This is a genomic window from Caecibacter sp. AF58-12pH5A (assembly GCF_027681725.1).
Lineage (GTDB): Bacteria > Bacillota > Negativicutes > Veillonellales > Megasphaeraceae > Megasphaera > Megasphaera hominis.
The window spans coordinates 47,930-63,438 of record NZ_JAQDBC010000001.1 but is presented as its reverse complement, the minus strand read 5'-3'; the positions used below and the strand labels follow the sequence as shown (position 1 = coordinate 63,438).

Below are 15,509 nucleotides of genomic sequence, written 5' to 3'. Positions count from 1 at the left end.
CGCGATGTAAATGAGTGTTGTCATAGTTGGCGGAAACGATTGTATGGTTTGCCAGTATAAGTCGATCTGTAAAGAGTTCGATTATAAGGCAAAGGTGTTTACCCAGGTACCGAGCGATTTCAAGTCAAAAATCGGCTCGCCTGACCTGGTAGTGTTGTTCACAAGTACCGTCTCTCACCGGATGGTACATTGTGCAGTGAAAGAGGCGCAGCGTAAAAACGTGGAGGTTATCCGCTCCCATACGAGCAGCTCCAGCGCCTTAAAGTCTATATTAGAGGCCCGCGCAGAGCGGTGCGCAGTCTAAAAAGCATGACCGACCTGAACTGCCTGGCAGTTTGGGTTGGTAGCATGAAACAGCAAAGGGAAACAAACAGAGGAGGTGTCGAAGAGATGAGCGTAGTAAAATTGGCGGATATGAAAGTAGGGTCCAGCGGCGTCGTAGAAGCCCTGGCCGGTCACGGCAATGTGCAGCATCGTCTCGTAGATATGGGCGTCGTCAAAGGAACCCATATTACTGTTGTAAAGGTAGCGCCCTTGGGCGATCCTGTTGAAATCAAAGTCAAAGGGACGGAACTGGCGTTACGGAAGAATGAAGCAGCTATGATTAGCGTAGCTGTAGAAGGAGGCAGACAGTAGTCATGGATAATGCAGCAACGATTAAAATTGCCTTAGCAGGCAATCCGAACTGCGGCAAGACGACGATATTCAATAATATTACAGGTGCAAAACAGCACGTCGGCAACTATCCCGGCGTTACTGTAGAAAAAAAAGAAGGGCGCTGCACGTACGAAAACAACAGCCTCTTATTTGTCGATTTACCGGGCACATACAGCTTGACAGCCCGTTCCCTCGACGAAGTAGTCGCAAGAAATGTTATTATAAATGAGAAACCTGATATTATCGTTAATGTCTTGGACGCTTCGAACTTGGAACGTAATTTGTATTTAGCTGCCCAGATCGTCGAATTAGGCCGGCCTGTAGTTATCGGCCTCAATATGATGGACATTGCTGAACGCATGGGTGCCAAAATCGATCTGGAAAAGCTTGGTAAAAAGCTGGGCGCTACAGTAGTTCCGCTCGTAGGCAGTAAGAACGTCGGTACGACAGAGCTCCTGCGGGCAGTCATGGAAGTGGCCAAAAAAGGCGACGTCATTGAAAACGCCGAAGTCGATTATGGCCCGCAGCTCGAACCGGCTATCCGCAGCCTCGTCGATATGATTCAAAAGAACGGCAGTATCCAGTACCCTGTACGCTGGCTGGCAGTCAAGTTACTGGAAAACGACCCGGATGTGCTTAACAAGGTGCGTGTTATTGAAGGTACTGAACCAATCTTGGCGATGGCCCAGACGCTGCGCGATTCCTTAAAGAACAAGGTGGACCTGGAATTCTGCTTTGCCGAATACCGCCACCGTTTTGCTGTTGAAGCGTACAACGAATCCATCGTCAGCACAGGCAGCAGCGATACCTTATCGGATAAAATCGACCGCGTGCTCACGCACCGCGTACTCGGGATTCCTATTTTCCTGGGTCTCATGTGGCTCATGTTTACATCTGTTATCGACTTGGGCGCTTACCCGCAGGATTGGCTCGATCAGGGCTTTAGCATGCTCGGCGATTATCTCGGTTCGGTCATTACCAATGACCAGCTCCGTTCCCTCGTAGTCGATGGCGTTATCGGCGGCGTTGGCTCCGTACTGAGCTTCGTACCGCTCATCATTATCTTGTATTTCTTTATCAGCCTTATTGAAGACACGGGGTATATGGCTCGTGCAGCCTTCCTAATCGACCGCGTCATGCGGGCTTGCGGTTTGCACGGCAAATCCTTCATCCCCATGATCCTTGGCTTTGGCTGCAACGTGCCTGGCATCATGGCTGCCCGTACGCTGGATAACGAAAAAGACCGCATGGTCACCATCCTGGCGTGCCCCTTCATGAGCTGCGGTGCCCGTTTGCCGGTCTACACCCTGTTCATCGCCGCTTTCTTTGGCGCTACAGGCTACGGCGGTACGGTTCTTACTGCCGTCTACATTCTCGGTATTCTCGTTTCCATTGGCGTCACTATCGTTTTGCGTAAGACGGCTTTCAAAGGCGAAACGGAACCGTTCGTTATGGAATTACCTCCCTATCATATTCCGACGGTCAAAGGCGTGCTCATGCACATGTGGGAACGTACCGTCCTCTATCTGAAAAAAGCCGGTACGATCATTCTCGGCGCATCCATCCTCGTTTGGTTCCTTACAGCCTACCCGATGGACGTTGAATATTCCCAGGACTTCGACGCTGCCAAAGAACAGGTAACGGCAACGATGGAAACCGAACAGGCTGCTATCCTGCAGTCCTATGGTATCCAGAGCCTTGAAGATGACGAAGCACTGAACAACATGTACGAATCGATGATCACTACAGCCGATGCAGCAGCCGAAGAAGCTGACGCAGAAGAACAGGATGTATCCGATGTTGCTCAGGCTCAGGCTCTTGAAGAAAAGCCGGAATATCCTGAAGCTTTTGCTGATCTCCAGGCTTCGAACCCGACGCTCTATGCCCAGGCTCTGCCGCTCTTTGATGCGAAAGTCAAAGCAGACGACGCGACGGCTGCTCTCGATGACCAGCAGAATTCGGAAAAACTGTCCCAGAGCTATGCTGCCCGCCTCGGCCACTTCGTCGAACCGGTCATTGCACCGCTTGGCTATGATTGGAAGATCGGTGTTGGCCTCGTAGCCTGCACGGCTGCTAAGGAAGTCATGGTTTCCACACTGGCTACGATTTACAGCGTAGAAGCCGATGACACGCACGAAGCCAGCCTCGTTACCTACCTGGCTAACGACGAAAACTTTAACCCGGCCGTAGCCCTGTCGCTCATGGTATTCAGCTTGCTCTACATGCCTTGTGTAGCATCCCTGGCTGTTATCAAGCGTGAAACGAACTCCTGGAAATGGATGTTCTTCTCTATGGGTCTTGGTGTTTGCCTGGCCTATGTATTTGCCTTTGCTGTGTACCATCTGGCTCTCCTCGCCGGACTTGGTGCGTAACAATATAACAGTAGGAAAGCCAGTAGCCCTTCAGGTTATTGGCTTTTCTCTGTAAATTGTATTATACTGAAGGTGTAGAAGAGACACTTCTACATCACCGCGAAAGGTCGTGAAGATTATGGATATTACTACTATCATCGTAGGCATTGTCGTATTGATTGCGGCGTTTTATATTGGCCGGCACGTACGCGGCCTCTTCAAGGGCACGGCCAGCTGCTGCGGCAGCAGTGGCGGCGGTTGCAGCGGCTGCTCGGGCGGCTGCGCACCGAAACCTAAGAAGTAGTGGAAAGCGTAGTCTTTCCCCCTTTATACAGACGACCAGACCTGCGGAGTGATATACTCCCAGGGATCCGGTCGTTTTTGTTTGTTTTAAAGAAGCTATATATATGTATTATATAAAGAAAAAAATCCCTGCTTCCTTACAGCTTAGGCCGTAAGGAAACAGGGAGACTGGGGAACGAAATCAGATCGTTTCTTTCATCGTTTCAGCGACCGGTGCATATTCTTCGGTGCTTTCAGGCTGGGCATTCATCTGATCGATACGGGCCTTGTAGGCTGCGTCCGTAGCGTAGCGTTTGTTTTTGTACCAGCCAACGGTCAGGAAGGGAACGATGATGATGGCAATGGCCAAGTAGCCACAGTAGCCGTAGCCATATTTGATGATGTTCGTCAGGCCGGCTAAGGAAACGGTCATAGAGAGGAGAATGATGAAGAAGGTTACGATAGCCGAGCGGATGACACTGCTGCGGGAGATTTTCTTCAAAGGCTGTACTTCAGAAAAACGGGCTGTGAAGCCAAAGACTGTCGTAACGCCTGTCGAAACGAGGCAGAGGAGCAGGCAAATGCTGTAGACAACGGTCAGCCAGGGCATACCCATGGCTTGGCAGCTCGTCAGGGTCGGCAAGGGTGATTTACCGTAGACGCCGGTCCAGCCCAAGAGCATGCAGACCGATAAGGTCAGGGCTACGGCGTTCATGGCAAAAGAGAACCACATGGACGTAGCACAATTTTTACGCGTTACCAAGGGCGTGCCTACGATGATCATGGTCGGAATGACGACGCACTGGAAGCCGGCGTAGGTTACAGCGTAGAGGATTGCCTGGGGCAATTTGGCAAAGCCATTGGCCATGAAGTCATTTTCCATGGCGGCCGTGACGGTCGTCGTACCGGCTACGTCGCCGGTCATGAAGATACCGATGGTGAAGATGAGGATGGATGTGACCAAGATGCCAATGCCCATGTAGGTCGTAGCCTTGCGGACCAGGTCGGCACCGAAAATGGTCAGGGCAAAGACGATGGCGCCGACGATGACGACACCAATGTAGTAATTGATGGCCAGCTGGTCAGCCAGGGCCGAAGCGGCACCGGAAATAGCTGCCGAGACGGCCATGAGAACCATGATATAGAAGAAAACTTCAAAGAGGACTTCTACGGCTTTAAAGGGACTGTACAAATTCATGAATAATTGCTTGTAGCTCGTTAAATGACGAGAATTGTACATGTTCATGGCTTCCTTGATGGTCAGCGTCAGGAGCAGCATGGTGACGATGGCCGTAATAGGCCCAAGCCAGCCCAGGCTGATAAAGTAGACGTTGGCTTGGTTACCAGTGGCAAAGCCGCCGCCAGCGTGGGAGCTGAACAGGACGGCACCGACGGAAAAGCAAAGACTCAATGAAGCTGTTTTTACAGCAGATGCAGATGGCATACTAGATTCCCCCTTAGGATACGAATAGAACTTTCAGAGAGAATCGAAAACGCCTTTCGTCTCTCTGCGTTTATACGTAAGAGACGAAAGGCGTATATTCCTTCCGCGGTACCACTCTTATTCACCTGCCGTGCAGGCGCTCTCTCGGATACGGCCTGGTGGCGATATCCATGCTCTGTAACGGGAGTTCCCGGGAAGGCCTACTTGCTTCAGCCCTGCCGCTCGGCAATGAGTTCACTCTGCTTCCTGTACTGTCTCGCACCGACCGACAGCTCTCTGCAACATTTCGTCAGACCTACTAGTTTGCTTCATCGCGTTTGTGTGACGTTTGATGTGGCAATGATAGCATGTCAGGCAGGGCCTGTCAAGGAAATTTATTGAAAAATATTAAAAAATTAAAGTAAACGTTTCAGTAAAACCTTTAAGTTGCTAGTATATAGGAAATAAAAAAACACAGAAAAACATGGTGAAATATGGACAGTTGTGGTATACTTAGGAAAAAAGGAGGGATACGACTATGCCTGAATTAAAAGAACGATACCTAAAGCAGTTACAGCTCCTTACAGCCGCCTTGGGGACGGAAGAGCCTGCGCCCTTGGCCATACACGGTACGATCCACTTGTTTGAAGTCCAGTTTGACCTGGCCCTGGCCTTGCTCTCCCAGCTTCTGGATCATCACGATAGCGGTGCTTTCTTCTCGTCGGGACCGCGGGAAATCATTATGGAGGCCTACGATGAATATGCCTTTATGGATGACAGCCTGTGGCTGGAAATGATGCGCGAACGGGATGACAGGAGCAACGAAGACACGCGCTGGCCGGCCCTCATCGAACGGATCCGCACGGCCTACATGCCGGCCTTCCGGGCCTTGGCCAACGAAGTGATTTATGAACCGACATTTATTTAGGAGATGAGCAGTTTGAAATTATTTGATACGAAGGAAGCAAAAGCCCTGCTCGATGCAGGTAAAGCCATTGCCGTCGACGTACGCCACGCCGGCGAGTACACGGAAGGGCATATTGCCGGCGCTATTTGGCTGGAAAACGAAAAGATTACGGCAGAAACAGCTGCTGCGGCCTTGCCGGATAAAACGCAAAAGTATCTCATTTATTGCCATTCCGGCATGCGTGCCGAACAGGCGAAGAAGAAACTGCGTGACTTGGGCTACACCGACGTAGAAAATTTCGGTGGTGTCATCAACTGGCCCTACGGCCTGACCAAATAGGGGAGTGCCCGGGCAATCGATAAAACGAATTATCGCATTTTGCATAAAGAATCAAAGGCTTTGTGTATAGTGAACATGTTTGTATACACTATACATAAGGCCTTTTGTATTGACAAGTACTGTAAATGTCCACTATAATTGTACAGGACATTATATATTTTCTTTATATACACCTTAGTTGTTCGAGGAGGAATTATTCATGAAATTTGGTATTTTAAAAGATATTAAAGCCGATGAATACCGTGTCATCGCCACACCAGCAGAAGTAGCTATGATTGCCCGTACAGGCAGTGACGTGCTGGTACAAAAAGGCGCCGGCGAAGGGGCCGGCTTTGCTGATGAAGCCTACGTGGCTGCCGGCGCCAAGCTGGCAGATACGATGGAAGATATTTACGCAACCTGCGATTTCGTCGCCAAAGTAAAAGAATTGGAAGAACGGGAATTCCCTCTCATCCGGGAAAACCAGATCATCTTCACGTGCATCCATCCCGCTGCCCATCCGGCAGAAGTCGATGCCCTCTTGCAGCACAAGGCCATTTCTTTTGCCGCAGAAGATTCGCACCGCTACGGTTCGCCGAACTGCGAAGCTGCCGGTAAGATCGGCGCTATGATGGGCCTTACAAGCCTCATGTCCTGCAATGGCGGTAAAGGCAAATTCGTCAACGGCTTCGGTGGTGCTCCCGGCATTCACGCCCTGGTCATCGGTGCCGGTACGGTTGGCCGTGCCTGTGTCGGCGTGTTGCAGCAGCTCGGTGCCCGCGTCACCGTCATGGATATCAATATCGGCGTCCTGCGCAGCCTGGGCCAGCAGTTCCACGAATCCATCGATACGATGATTTCCAACCACTACAACCTGACAAAAATTCTCCCTACGGTAGACGTTGTCTATAACTGCGTCCGCTGGCCGAAGAATGCAACAGAATACATGATCGACCGCTCTATGGTTGCTTCCATGGAAAAAGGCTCGGTTATCGTCGATATCAGCAATGACTACGGCGCTATCGAAACGTTCCACGAAACGACCCATTCCAACCCGACGTACATCGAAGAAGGCGTCGTTCACTACTGCGTCAGCAACATTCCTGCTGCCTGCGGCCAGTCTACATCCCAGGCCTATGCTGCTTCCGTATTGCCGCACTTTGTGAGCATCATCAACAACGGTGTTGCCCAGGCTTGCGCTAAAGACGGCTTCCTGCGCCGTGCCATGGTTACCTACAAGGGTTACCTGACGCACGAAGAAACGAGCGCCATCCAGGATAAACCGTGGATCCAGCCGGAAGTCATCTTGGGCATCAAGGACCAGGCTATCGACCCGGCACCAGCTGCTACGACTTCCAAATCGACGAACTTCATCAAATTATAATTATTGAGCAACGCACACTCTGACAAAGGGGGACACCGCTGTGACCGTTACTAATTTTCTCATCGACTTCTTTATTGCCTCCGTATTTATCCTCATTGGACAACTCCTGCGCAGTAAAGTAAGCTTTATTCAGAAATTCTTCATGCCGTCGGCCATGGTTGCCGGCCTCTTGGCATTGGCCGTCCGGTATACGGATCTTTTGCCTTTTTCCAAGGGTCTGGGCAGCTATCCCGGCACGCTGATCATCCTGATCTTTGCTGCCATTGGCCTGCAGGGCTTTTCCATCCGCAAGAACGATATGAAAAAGGAAGTAGCCCGTCTCGGTTCGTACTTCTGCTATAAGACGCTGGCCCAGGCCATTCAGTTCAGCCTGCCCGTCATTTTCTCCATCGTCGTCATTTCCCAGCTCTTCCCGGATATTAACTATTCCTTCGGCCTCCTTTTGGCGTCGGGCTTTTCCGGCGGTCACGGCACGGCAGCTGCTGTCGGCTCGGCCTTGGCAGAAATGGGCTTTGAAGATGCCAAGGACATTGGTATGACCTGTGCTACTGTCGGCCTTTTAGCGGGTATTTTCGGCGGCCTCATCTATACCAAGATTGCTGCCCGCAAAGGCTACACGGCGTACATTAAGGATTTCTCCTACATTTCCGGCGATTTGCGGACCGGCCTTATTCCGAAGAACCACCGTCAGTCCATGGGTGATGAAACTATCTCCTCGACGACCTTGGATACGCTGGCCTTCCACTTCGCCCTGCTTCTGACGTGCTCCGGTGCCGGCTGGTTTATTATGGACTTCGTCTATAAAAAGACAGGCCTCGACCTGCCGAGCTACCTCTTTGCCTTCCTCTTGGGGATCGCCTTGTTCCTCATTTTGAAGCGCACACCGGCGTACGACTACATTGACAACCGCGTCATCAGCCGTATTTCCGGTACGGCAACGGATTACCTCGTCTTCTTCGGCATTGCCTCGATCAAGCTTGACGTCGTCGTAGAATACGCCATTCCGCTGCTCATGCTGCTCATCGTCGGCATGATTATCGTTACGTACATGCTCTGGATCGTTGGTCCGCAGATGAACAACGAAAGCTGGTTCGAACGGTCCCTCTTCGTCTATGGCTATTCTACAGGTGTCTTTGCCATCGGCTTCGTACTTCTGCGTATTGTCGATCCGGCCAACAAGTCCAAGACCCTGAACGATACGGCTATTGTAGGCTCTCTCAATACGCCTTTTGAAATGTTCGCCTGGTCCTTCGGGCCGATTATGCTCATGCAAGGCCAGCACTGGCTCTTCTGCGGCCTCTACCTGGCGCTCACCATTGCCTGCTTTGTCGTTTGCAAAGCCTGCGGCTGGTGGTGGGGCGGTACGGACAAGCATCGTCCGGGCCTCGGTACAGAAGCAGCAGAAACAGCAGCTATCAAAGAATAAGTTTTTCCGTTCCTCTCCTGTCTTTGGCAGGGGAGGAATTTTTTTTGAGAAATTTTGTCAGGTGTTGTGATTACAACGGAAAAGGTGGCCTTATCCATGCTATACTGTGTTCAGAAAGAGAAAAGAAATACCCATTACTACTGAATATACAATTTCCATTATATAGGAGGCACACACGATGACACTGAAAAACGTATTAAACAAATTTGCTGCTAATGAAAAAGTTACACAGGATATGCTCATGGGCGACATTCTCCGCCAGCACCCGGAAGTAGCTGATACACTGATTGCACAGGGCATGCATTGCCTGGGCTGCCCGTCGTCGCAGGCTGAAAGCCTGGAAAATGCGTGCCGTGTCCACGGCCTCGATCCGCAGCAGGTAGCCATGGCTGTTAACGTTGCCATTCAGGCTGGCAAGCAGTAAGGAGGAGACGAAGATGAGCGCATTTTTGGGACCGATTCATTTTTGGCTGTACAAAAAAATCCAGTTTCAGGAAGCCCTGATTGATGAACTCGTGGCGTACGCCCGCGTACACAACTGGTCTGCAGAAGACTTGGCTGATAAATACTGCACGAAGGACCGCCGGGAACTGGAAGAAGTGATTGACGAAGCCAACATTCACGGCTGGCTCCAGGCCCGCATTCACGATGCAGAAGGCCGCTATGCCGCCTTCGTCAACGCCATGGTCGAAGGCCATGCGGAACGTTTAGAAAAACTGAAACAGGCTGCTTACGATTTTGGCAAGAACCAGGGCGTCAGTGGGGAAACGGCCCCGGCTGTATACCATCAGCTCGATGATCTCTTGTTGGACGGTATGCCCTGCGATATGGTCAACCAGGTCGTCGACAGCACAGACGAACGCTTTGTCTGGCAGCAGGCCATGGATATTCACAGCTCCTTCTGGGGTGAAAACGGCGCTTACTACTATGCCCTGCGCCAGGCCATGATCAAAGGCCTCCTGGCTGGTACGGACTTTGCCTTTACGCAGGAAGCAGACGGTGCTTTCGTCATTTCCCGTAAAGCCGCATAAGGAAAGGAAGAAAAAACATGTATAGCATAGATGTCATGGTTGAACAGCACAGAAATATTTCCCGCATGCTCCGCATCATTAAAGCGGCGTGCTGTTCCATCCTCGAAGGGGCTGACGTAGACCAGGCAGAATTTGCCGATATCGTCGATTTCGTCCGCAACTACGCCGATGCCCATCACCACCAGCGGGAAGAACAGGTCCTGTTCCCGGAAATGATCGATAAGCTCGGTCCTCTGGCTAACACGATCATTACCCACGGCATGCTCGTCGAACACGACTTGGGCCGGGCCCATATCCGCTCCCTCAACGAAGCACTCAAGCTTTACGCTGAAGATCCGCAGACCGAATACAAGCTGCAGATTCTGACGGAAGCTATGGGCTACGTAAACCGCTTGCAGGTCCATGTAGAAAAAGAAAATAACGTCGTCTATCCTATGGCAGAACGGGAACTCCCGGCTGACGTAAAGGAAAAGATTGACGCGGCTGTACGGGACCTGGAAACCGAAGACAGTGCCTCCTTTACGGCCCAGTCTTTGGCCCTCCTGGACAAGCTCGAAGCAAAATATCACTTGGCATAAGTAAGGCGGCGCAGGACCGGTGGGGGACTGCGCCACATTACTTTTTGAAATGCATGCATTTCTGTTCTACGTGAAAAAAATCTCTCCCTTAACTATGTACTGCCTGCATGTTGTAAATTTCAAGTACAACGTTTTTCCACCCTTTAGGATTCTTCCGGGAAGGGTAGAAAAAGCGCGATTCTACGGAACCGGCCAGGCACTGCCCCTTTCGTAAACGATATTAGATTTAAGCCCTCATATATCTTATAATTAATCTCGTTACGAGGTGAAAGATAAGGGAAACGCCAGCAGCAACACGTACCATGAGGGGCTGGCGGCACCTGTGTTTTTAGGTAGAGGAGAGAGCTTGCTATGTATATTATGGGAATGGAAAAGGTACTGAGCCGGACCTATGCGGCTTGGAAAAAAGCACAGAAAGACAAGGATGACAACGATCACCGCCGTGGTCCCCGCAAGGGCTTGCCCGTCGGTATTTGTCTCAGTTTGTATAGCAGCCTGCCTGCTATGGGGTAAAGAAAAGATGATCAATGGCAGATGAAAGCCGCAGTGAAGGGAAGGTTCCTCGCTGCGGCTTTTTGTATGTCTTTGCTTATAGAAAAAGTGTAGCACATATACGCGGCCGTTGCCTCTTTTCTTTGCCGTACACTGTGCTATAATAAGGCCTATCCTTAATTATTTTAATATGTGTGCCACTGGCAGAAGAGGAGAGATCATGGACGAAATCCAACGAGAGAAACGGGTACAACACAAACAGCGGCAGCTCGATATGCTGCATGGGTCCTTATGGGATAAATTGACGCTTTTTGCCTTGCCCCTGGCTTTGACGGGGGTCTTGCAGCAGCTCTTTAATACGGCCGACGTCGCCGTCCTGGGCCAGTTCGTCAGTAAGGAAGCTATGGCTGCCGTAGGCAATAATACACCCATTATTTCCCTTTTTGTGACGCTCTTTTTGGGCCTTTCCTTAGGGGCCAACGTGGTCATTGCCCAGCTCTTGGGGGCACGTCGTCCGGATAAGGCCAGCGAAGCCTTGCACACAGCCCTGCCTATGGCTCTCGTCGTCGGCGTAGCCCTGGCCCTTATTGGAGAAATCACGACGGGGCCTATGCTGGCTTTTCTCAGTGTGCCGGAAAACGTCATCGGTCCGGCTGAGGAGTATTTGCGTATCTATCTCATTGGCCTGCCCATTATGAGTCTCTACAACTTCGAAGCGGCCATTATCCGCAGCCGCGGCGATACGCGGACGCCGCTCATGGCTTTGGCTGTGGCCAGTGCTGTCAATATTATCCTCAACCTGGTCTTTACCCTCGTCTTTGCTGGCGGTGTCGCTGGTGTCGCCATTGCCACGGTCCTGGCCAATGTCGTCTGCGCCGGTATTCTCTACGTCTTCTTGCGCCGTGATACAGGTGTCCTTCATCTCGATCCCAAGGCTCTCCATATCCGCCGTGCCTACGTGTCGCCTATCGTGCGCATTGGCCTGCCGGCTGGCCTGCAGGGCATGGTCTTTTGCATTTCTAACGTCATCATCCAATACGCCATTAACGGCCTCGGTGCCGATGCCATGGCAGCGTCGGCTGCGGCCTATACGATCGAAATCAACGTCTACTGCATTATTAATTCCTTCGGCCAGGCAGCGACGACCTTTACGAGCCAGAACTTCGGTGCCCGCAACTTTGCCCGCTGCCGCCGCATCCTTTGGGAGTGCATTGGCCTCAACATTTTTTATATGGGCCTCTTAGTCATTGTCATCTACATCTTTGCCACGCCTATGCTCGGCTTTTTCAGCAAAGACCCGGAAGTCATCGCCATGGGCAATACGCGCCTTTTCTACGTTACGTACATGCAGTTTACCAATATTCTCATAGAAATCATTTCCGGCGTCCTGCGGGGCTACGGCTTTTCCCTGCCGCCGGCTATCCTGGCCCTGGTCGGCATTTGCGGCGTCCGCCTGACCTGGATTTGGACAATCTTTCCGGGCAACCCGACCTTTACGAACATCATGGTCTGCTATCCCGTAAGCTGGATTGTTACAGCAGCCCTCCTCATCGTCCTCTATTTCTGGTACTTAAAGCATTTGCGCTCGCTCCTTTCCCAGGAAAGAAAGTACCGGCAAAGCCAGGCGTAGAGGAGGAACGAAACGCCTTTTGAAGTGGCGTGCCGGACCAGACAAAGACGAAAGGAGGAATTCCATGGATGTATCCTATCTTTTAGCGCGTTGCCATTTCGTGCCGGAAAAACTGACTGCTTTTGGCTTCCAGGCAGACCACGGCGTCTGGACCTATGCGGCGCCCTTAGGCGATCTGGGCGTCGAACTTCACGTAACCCTCACAGAGAATACACTCACGCTGCACGTGTACGATCCCGATATGGGTGAAAATTACTTGCCTTTTGAAACGCCTAACGATACGGGTGCCTTTGCCGCCGCCGTACGTGAAGCGGCAAAGGCCGTCGTCCGGCGCCTGCAAGACGAATGCACCGTCCAGGCCGGCGGGACGTCCCGCATCGTGGCGTACGCCCGAACGCAGTATGGTACAGAAACGGAGCAGCCCTGGGAGAAGTATCCCGGCTTTTGTACCTTAAAAACACCGGAAAATAAGTGGTACGGTCTGGTCATGCCTGTGCCCGCCAAGGTGTTAGGCTTGGCGGGGACAGATACGGTTACGGTCCTCAACGTCAAGGCAGCACCGGAAAAGGTAGCCTCTTTGCCTGACGGACGTCATTATTTCCCGGCCTACCATATGAACAAAAAGCACTGGCTCAGTATCCTCATCGACAGTGACCTGCCTGATGCGGCCTGGCAGGCGCTCCTTCAGGAAAGCTACAGCCTGGCCGGGGGCAAGGACTGGCGCGGTACATCCTGGATCATTCCGGCCAATCCCAAATACTACGACTTTCGCAAGGGCCTTGAAGAAAATCCGTGGATTACGTGGAAACAGACCGGTACGGTCCGCAAAGGCGAAACGGTCTATCTCTACAGTGCCGCACCGGACTCGGCTATTCTTTATAAGTGCCGCGCCGTCGCCGTCGACCTGGCACCGGAAGCAGGTCTCAAGGCTAAGCGGATGATGACCATCGCCAAGGTCGAAGCCTATCCGGATGATCTCCTCACACTGGAACGGTTAAAGCCATACGGCTTTCATGCCGTGCGCAGCGGCCGCCGCCTCACAGCCGGCATAGTAGCGCATATCGAAGAGCTTGCCGCTGCCTATAAAACCGGGCACTAACGAAAAAACCGCCTCCTTGTGGAGACGGTTTTTGTTTTGTCAGCGCCGTGGCGGCGGTGGCCCCATGGGGTGATGACGCGGCGGTGGTGGCGGTGCCGGGTGATGATAGTAAGGCCTGAAGCCCCAGCCGTAGGGCCAGGGGTCATAGCGCCAGATCGTGTTCCAGTACACCTCGTTCATATAGACGTTAGCCCGCAAGCGTTCCATATCCTGCTGGGTAATGACGGAAATTTCCTGTACGGCTGAGCCCTTCTGATCGCCAATGACGTAATCGACGAGAATATTGGCCTTGCCCGTCGTCAGCGGTTCAATGACGCCGTTGTCCTGCACGCGGGCAATATTTTCATTGAGACTTTTGGCGTCTATTTCATAGGGGACGTTGCCGGGAATATCCATGCGCACCAGGCCTTGGGAACCGAGAACCAAGTAGCGCGGATAAACGATGAGTTTGCTCTTTTTGACGAGATTTTCGGCACTGCCGTAGATCATGCCGGGGTCCTTGCCGTCGAGACGCCAGACCGAACTTTGGTCTTTTGCGACGTAGTAATCGCCTAGGAGCTCGTGCGTTTTTGTGCTGTAGGCCCGGACCTGGCGGAAGTATTTATCGGTCAGATCCTTGCTGACGCGCAGATAATACGGATCCTGCTTGGCGTTGAGGCCTGTCAGGGCCGGGTTCAGATTATTGATGAGGCCTGTCGTCTTGTCGTACGTGCCGCCGTCGAGGAGATAAAATTTCTTCAAGAGCGACGTGTCGCGGCCCGTTAACGGATCGACGACCTTCTCATTCTGCGCCTGGCTGACAGCGTTTTTTTGCGCTGTTGTCTGCGTCGTCTTAGCCGGAGCTGCTGCCGGTGCTGTGTCTGCCGCCAGGGACAGGCTGGCCGTGCAGAGCAGGGCTGCTACGAGCGGGGCGAGTAATGTCTTGCGTACATGCATAGGAGTGCGCCTCCTTCTATCGAAAAAAGTAGTAATGTTTTTATACCTTATATAGTATATTATATAGTATATTATAGGGAAGTTTGCCACTTCTGTCACGGAATGTGCTAAAATTGTAACAGAACTGAAAAGAAGGCAGGTGACCGGATCATGCAAGTAGATAACGTGTATATCATATATTTCAGTCCCGTTGGGCATACGCGCCGCGTGGCTGAAACCTTAGGCTATGCCTTAGCAGAACGGCTGGGCGTACCGGCGTTCAGCCTGGATATGACCAAGCCGGCTAAACGGCGGGGGACGATGAGCTTCACCCCGGCCGACGTCGTTCTTTTGGCCGTACCGACCTACGCCGGACGCGTACCGAATAAGCTCTTGCCGGACCTGAAGGCTTGTTTTCGCGGCGACCAGACACCGGCTGTAGCCGTTGTGACCTTTGGCAACCGCAACTTCGACAGCTCCCTTACAGAGCTGCGCGACGTCCTCGAAGACGATGGCTTTTGCGTTACTGCCGCTGCGGCCTGTGCCTGTGGTCATGTCTTTTCCAAGCGCATTATGCCCAACCGGCCTGATGGGACCGACCAGGAACAGCTCGTCGAAATGGCCCGGCAAATGGCCGTGAAAATCAAATCTGTACGCAGTGCCGCTGTCTGTCCGCGCCCGGTCATTCGTGGCGACGAACCAGTAGGGCCGTACTACACGCCCTTAAAGGCCGACGGTACGCCGGCTCATTTCCTCAAAGCCAAGCCACTCACAGAGGAAGATCAATGCGACCGTTGCGGCCTGTGCGTTACAGCCTGTCCTATGGGTGCCATTGACAGACGTAATCCCCTGAACGTACCGGGAACATGCATTAAATGCCAGGCCTGCGTCCACATCTGTCCCCATGGGGCCAAATATTTTGACGACGCCGATTTCCTTTCCCACGTGGCCTATTTGGAAGCACACTGTAAGGCCCGGCAGGAAAACGAATGGTTCCTGTAGAAAGAAACAAAGAC

17 protein-coding genes and 1 other annotated feature are annotated in these 15,509 nt (G+C 52.2%); of the genes, 15 read left to right on the top strand and 2 right to left on the bottom strand.

What is annotated here, in order from left to right; genetic code table 11:
- The first annotated feature begins 10 nt into the window (after window positions 1–10).
- From PGX44_RS00340 to PGX44_RS00325, 4 genes are all read left to right on the top strand, one after another.
- Complete coding sequence (locus PGX44_RS00340) at window positions 11–304, top strand: DUF2325 domain-containing protein (RefSeq protein WP_186502079.1); 294 nt, start codon at window positions 11–13, stop codon at window positions 302–304.
- A gap of 86 nt (window positions 305–390) precedes the next feature.
- The gene (locus tag PGX44_RS00335; RefSeq protein ID WP_498853785.1) at window positions 391–636 is read left to right on the top strand and encodes a FeoA family protein; all 246 of its coding nucleotides are present in this window, start codon (window positions 391–393) and stop codon (window positions 634–636) included.
- A 2-nt stretch (window positions 637–638) separates the two neighbouring features.
- Window positions 639–3,029 carry a ferrous iron transport protein B gene (gene feoB, locus PGX44_RS00330; protein ID WP_498853784.1) on the top strand — a complete coding sequence of 797 codons (2,391 nt, stop codon included), beginning with the start codon at window positions 639–641 and terminating at the stop codon, window positions 3,027–3,029.
- A 118-nt stretch (window positions 3,030–3,147) separates the two neighbouring features.
- Window positions 3,148–3,312, top strand: coding sequence for a FeoB-associated Cys-rich membrane protein (locus tag PGX44_RS00325; RefSeq protein ID WP_289001766.1), 165 nt, complete (start codon window positions 3,148–3,150; stop codon window positions 3,310–3,312).
- 180 nt (window positions 3,313–3,492) lie between these two features.
- Here the strand turns inward: PGX44_RS00325 and PGX44_RS00320 are convergent, their stop codons facing one another.
- Window positions 3,493–4,734: a YkvI family membrane protein gene (locus tag PGX44_RS00320; protein ID WP_498853783.1), complete on the bottom strand. Its 1,242-nt coding sequence runs from the start codon at window positions 4,732–4,734 to the stop codon at window positions 3,493–3,495.
- 76 nt (window positions 4,735–4,810) lie between these two features.
- Window positions 4,811–5,055 (bottom strand) — a binding site (T-box leader).
- 196 nt (window positions 5,056–5,251) lie between these two features.
- Between PGX44_RS00320 and PGX44_RS00315 the strand changes: the two genes are divergently transcribed.
- The 10 genes from PGX44_RS00315 (at window position 5,252) to PGX44_RS00270 (ending at window position 13,578) form a co-directional block, all read left to right on the top strand.
- Complete coding sequence (locus PGX44_RS00315; protein WP_498853782.1) at window positions 5,252–5,641, top strand: HI0074 family nucleotidyltransferase substrate-binding subunit; 390 nt, start codon at window positions 5,252–5,254, stop codon at window positions 5,639–5,641.
- Window positions 5,642–5,653: 12 nt separating this feature from the next.
- Entirely contained in the window at window positions 5,654–5,959 is a 306-nt protein-coding gene (locus PGX44_RS00310; RefSeq protein WP_289001768.1) for a rhodanese-like domain-containing protein, read from the top strand.
- 199 nt (window positions 5,960–6,158) lie between these two features.
- Window positions 6,159–7,322: an alanine dehydrogenase gene (locus PGX44_RS00305; protein ID WP_186502072.1), complete on the top strand. Its 1,164-nt coding sequence runs from the start codon at window positions 6,159–6,161 to the stop codon at window positions 7,320–7,322.
- 40 nt (window positions 7,323–7,362) lie between these two features.
- Entirely contained in the window at window positions 7,363–8,748 is a 1,386-nt protein-coding gene (locus PGX44_RS00300; protein WP_498853781.1) for a sodium/glutamate symporter, read from the top strand.
- A gap of 178 nt (window positions 8,749–8,926) precedes the next feature.
- Window positions 8,927–9,172, top strand: a complete 246-nt coding sequence (locus tag PGX44_RS00295; protein ID WP_186502070.1) for a DUF1858 domain-containing protein — start codon at window positions 8,927–8,929, stop codon at window positions 9,170–9,172.
- Between the two features lie 13 nt (window positions 9,173–9,185).
- Window positions 9,186–9,779 (top strand): hypothetical protein, encoded by a 594-nt coding sequence (locus PGX44_RS00290; protein WP_498853780.1) that lies wholly within the window; start codon window positions 9,186–9,188, stop codon window positions 9,777–9,779.
- Window positions 9,780–9,796: 17 nt separating this feature from the next.
- Window positions 9,797–10,357 carry a hemerythrin domain-containing protein gene (locus PGX44_RS00285; RefSeq protein WP_498853779.1) on the top strand — a complete coding sequence of 187 codons (561 nt, stop codon included), beginning with the start codon at window positions 9,797–9,799 and terminating at the stop codon, window positions 10,355–10,357.
- Window positions 10,358–10,708: 351 nt separating this feature from the next.
- A complete protein-coding gene (locus tag PGX44_RS00280) occupies window positions 10,709–10,870 on the top strand; it encodes a hypothetical protein (RefSeq protein ID WP_186502067.1) in 162 nt (53 codons plus the stop codon).
- Window positions 10,871–11,069: 199 nt separating this feature from the next.
- Window positions 11,070–12,479: an MATE family efflux transporter gene (locus PGX44_RS00275; RefSeq protein WP_498853778.1), complete on the top strand. Its 1,410-nt coding sequence runs from the start codon at window positions 11,070–11,072 to the stop codon at window positions 12,477–12,479.
- Window positions 12,480–12,543: 64 nt separating this feature from the next.
- Window positions 12,544–13,578 carry an MmcQ/YjbR family DNA-binding protein gene (locus tag PGX44_RS00270; RefSeq protein ID WP_498853777.1) on the top strand — a complete coding sequence of 345 codons (1,035 nt, stop codon included), beginning with the start codon at window positions 12,544–12,546 and terminating at the stop codon, window positions 13,576–13,578.
- A 39-nt stretch (window positions 13,579–13,617) separates the two neighbouring features.
- On the opposite strand, the gene PGX44_RS00265 is transcribed toward PGX44_RS00270, so the two are convergent.
- On the bottom strand, window positions 13,618–14,514 hold the full coding sequence (locus PGX44_RS00265; protein ID WP_498853776.1) for a hypothetical protein: 897 nt from the start codon (window positions 14,512–14,514) through the stop codon (window positions 13,618–13,620).
- Window positions 14,515–14,664: 150 nt separating this feature from the next.
- On the opposite strand from PGX44_RS00265, the gene PGX44_RS00260 reads away from it, so the two are divergent.
- Entirely contained in the window at window positions 14,665–15,495 is an 831-nt protein-coding gene (locus PGX44_RS00260; protein ID WP_498853775.1) for an EFR1 family ferrodoxin, read from the top strand.
- The last annotated feature ends 14 nt before the right edge of the window (window positions 15,496–15,509 follow it).

Excerpts from the sequence above, each read along its gene's own strand:
- PGX44_RS00340 (WP_186502079.1), top strand. The coding sequence starts at position 11 with ATGAGTGTTGTCATAGTTGGCGGAAACGATTGTATGGTTTGCCAGTAT.
- PGX44_RS00335 (WP_498853785.1), top strand. The coding sequence starts at position 391 with ATGAGCGTAGTAAAATTGGCGGATATGAAAGTAGGGTCCAGCGGCGTC.
- feoB (WP_498853784.1), top strand. The coding sequence starts at position 639 with ATGGATAATGCAGCAACGATTAAAATTGCCTTAGCAGGCAATCCGAAC.
- PGX44_RS00325 (WP_289001766.1), top strand. The coding sequence starts at position 3,148 with ATGGATATTACTACTATCATCGTAGGCATTGTCGTATTGATTGCGGCG.
- PGX44_RS00320 (WP_498853783.1), bottom strand. The coding sequence starts at position 4,734 with ATGCCATCTGCATCTGCTGTAAAAACAGCTTCATTGAGTCTTTGCTTT.
- PGX44_RS00315 (WP_498853782.1), top strand. The coding sequence starts at position 5,252 with ATGCCTGAATTAAAAGAACGATACCTAAAGCAGTTACAGCTCCTTACA.
- PGX44_RS00305 (WP_186502072.1), top strand. The coding sequence starts at position 6,159 with ATGAAATTTGGTATTTTAAAAGATATTAAAGCCGATGAATACCGTGTC.
- PGX44_RS00295 (WP_186502070.1), top strand. The coding sequence starts at position 8,927 with ATGACACTGAAAAACGTATTAAACAAATTTGCTGCTAATGAAAAAGTT.
- PGX44_RS00290 (WP_498853780.1), top strand. The coding sequence starts at position 9,186 with ATGAGCGCATTTTTGGGACCGATTCATTTTTGGCTGTACAAAAAAATC.
- PGX44_RS00285 (WP_498853779.1), top strand. The coding sequence starts at position 9,797 with ATGTATAGCATAGATGTCATGGTTGAACAGCACAGAAATATTTCCCGC.
- PGX44_RS00280 (WP_186502067.1), top strand. The coding sequence starts at position 10,709 with ATGTATATTATGGGAATGGAAAAGGTACTGAGCCGGACCTATGCGGCT.
- PGX44_RS00275 (WP_498853778.1), top strand. The coding sequence starts at position 11,070 with ATGGACGAAATCCAACGAGAGAAACGGGTACAACACAAACAGCGGCAG.
- PGX44_RS00270 (WP_498853777.1), top strand. The coding sequence starts at position 12,544 with ATGGATGTATCCTATCTTTTAGCGCGTTGCCATTTCGTGCCGGAAAAA.
- PGX44_RS00265 (WP_498853776.1), bottom strand. The coding sequence starts at position 14,514 with ATGCATGTACGCAAGACATTACTCGCCCCGCTCGTAGCAGCCCTGCTC.
- PGX44_RS00260 (WP_498853775.1), top strand. The coding sequence starts at position 14,665 with ATGCAAGTAGATAACGTGTATATCATATATTTCAGTCCCGTTGGGCAT.